2 protein-coding genes are annotated in these 2,408 nt (G+C 29.9%); both read left to right on the forward strand.

Features of this window, described 5'->3' with window-relative positions; genetic code table 11:
• The first annotated feature begins 183 nt into the window (after positions 1–183).
• Complete coding sequence (locus CVS92_RS08900; RefSeq protein WP_159070362.1) at positions 184–1,458, forward strand: DUF262 domain-containing protein; 1,275 nt, start codon at positions 184–186, stop codon at positions 1,456–1,458.
• Positions 1,442–2,408: DUF262 domain-containing protein (locus CVS92_RS08905; RefSeq protein ID WP_159070363.1), on the forward strand; the 967-nt coding region annotated here is incomplete at its 3' end. The genes CVS92_RS08900 and CVS92_RS08905, both read left to right, overlap by 17 nt.

Below are 2,408 nucleotides of genomic sequence, written 5' to 3' on the forward strand. Positions count from 1 at the left end.
AAAAGAAAAAAAAAGAAAAAAAAAAAAAAAAAAAAAGAAAAAAAAAAAAGAAGGAAAAAAAGAAGAAGAAGGAAAAAGAGAACAAGTAAGGAAGAGAGGGAAAGGAGAAGAGAATAAGAGAAAGTTTAAGACACTGATATAAAAATGAATTGCACTATAATGCAAAAATTTGAAAGGATGGGTATGAAAGCAAATATTGTAAAAATATCTGAAATCTATAATAAAAAACTCAAAATACCAGACTATCAACGTCCATATACTTGGAGTACCAAATCGGCTCTTACGCTTTTTAATGATATTTTTAGAGAATACAAAAACAACAAAAACGATTACCGCATAGGCTCTACCATACTGCACCAAGAAAGCGAAAATTATAATATTGTCGATGGGCAACAACGTCTCACTACACTTACAATACTACTAAATTTACTAGGACAAAAAGAAAATTTACCACTATTAGAGCAAATTTTCAATCCTCTCTCTTTTAATAGCATCACAAACAATAATAAAATTTTAAAACAAAAAGTAGAGTTACTAACAGGTGATGAAAAAGAAAAATTTAAACAATTTATCTTAAATAATTGCACCATGGTTGAAATCATTGTGTATAAACAACAAGATGCTTTTAACTACTTTGACTCGCAAAATACCAGAGGTAAAGCACTAGAAGTGCACGATCTACTAAAAGCATACCATCTAAGGCATATGGTAGATGACAATGAAGCCAAAAAAGTTCAGATAGTATCAAATTGGGAGGATAAAAATAGCGATGAAATAAAAGAAATTTTTAGCGATTTTTTGTTCCCTATTATTAGATGGCAACGTAGAGAGAGCGGATTATATTATTCTAAAAACCACATAGATATTTTTAAAGGCATAGACCATACTTCACTATATAATGTGACTAAATTTAATAAAGCAGCGGTAACTTTTTTAGAAAAAAGTGATGATTTTGCTTATATTTTTAGCTCTAAAAATAGTATTAAATTTTTACTCACTCAAGATTTGTTAAGTGGAAAACACTTTTTTTACTTTACAGCTCACTATCTAAACCTTTGCCATAAAATAAAGAAATTTGTAGAAGCAAAATATGATGACAACGCCATGCCTAGGAAAAAGAGAGGTGATAAATATATAGTAAGACTTTTTGAATGCCTTATAATGGCATTTGTTGATAGATTTGGCTTTGATGAGCTTAGCGAAAATATTTGCGCATTTTTTTATAGATACGTTTATACCTTGCGTTTGGCAAAACAGGCCGTATATCTAGAGAGCATAAACAAATATGCACTTGGATATCAAGATGAAAATAACGGATTAAATTTATTTGAAAAAATATCTCACATGAGATCGCCAGATGAAATTTACAGCGTTGAGCTATGTGATATTGAGTCCATTGTTGGTGGATATGATGATATAAAAAATAGATTGGAGGTTAAAAATGAGCAAAACGGATGATCTAAAATTTAGTGTAGAAAAAATTTTTGAAAGCAAGTATCTGATACCCATATATCAGCGTAACTACGCTTGGAAAAGTTATGAGATAGGGATGCTTTTAGATGATATTAAAAGTAATGATGATGGGTATTTTATAGGGAGTTTGGTTGTTAAGCAAAAAGATGGTGTTTTTGAAGTTATAGATGGGCAACAAAGACTCACAACTCTATTTTTGATACTAAGATATCTTAAGCACGACATAAAAGGTGAACTTAAATTTGAAGCTAGACAAAAGTCAAACGAAACGCTAGAAAAAATTTGCGATGATGATAAATGTGCTGATTTGCCGTCTACTGAAATAGTAGATGGGTTTAAAATTATAGAAAAATATTTTTCGGAAAATAAAAAAGACGAGAGTTTTAAAAGTAAAATTTTAAATGCCAAACTTCTACGCGTACCAGTCCCAAATGATGCCGATCTAAATCATTTTTTTGAAATAATGAACACAAGAGGCGAGCAACTTGAAGCTCATCAGATTGCAAAGGCAAAAATTTTAGAAGTCTTAGAAGAAAAAGACAGAAAAATAGCTGCATTGGTTTGGGATGCTTGTGCAGACATGGATAGATACGTGCAGATGAGCTTTGAAAAGAATCTAAGAGAACAAATTTTTGGCAATGACTGGAATAAAATTTGTAATGAAAGCGAACTTTTTGAAATTTCTATCGAAAATAACAATAATGCCAAAGAAGAGCCATTGAACAAAATTTTAGAAAATAAAAATTTAACTTCTGAAAAAACAACACAAAATGAAAACGAAAATGAAAGGTTTTCATCTATCATAAATTTTCCAAATTTCCTTTTACAGGTAAATGCAGCTATGAGCAATAATACAAGCAGTAGCAGTACAAATGAGCTGCTTTATGATAAAAAATTGATTGATAATTTAAAAAAACACTTCAATAATAGTGAAA

Source organism: Campylobacter concisus (assembly GCF_003048555.1).
Lineage (GTDB): Bacteria > Campylobacterota > Campylobacteria > Campylobacterales > Campylobacteraceae > Campylobacter_A > Campylobacter_A concisus_AO.

Bases quoted from the DNA above. Each gene is read 5' to 3' on its own strand.
- CVS92_RS08900 (WP_159070362.1), top strand. From the start codon at position 184: ATGAAAGCAAATATTGTAAAAATATCTGAAATCTATAATAAAAAACTC.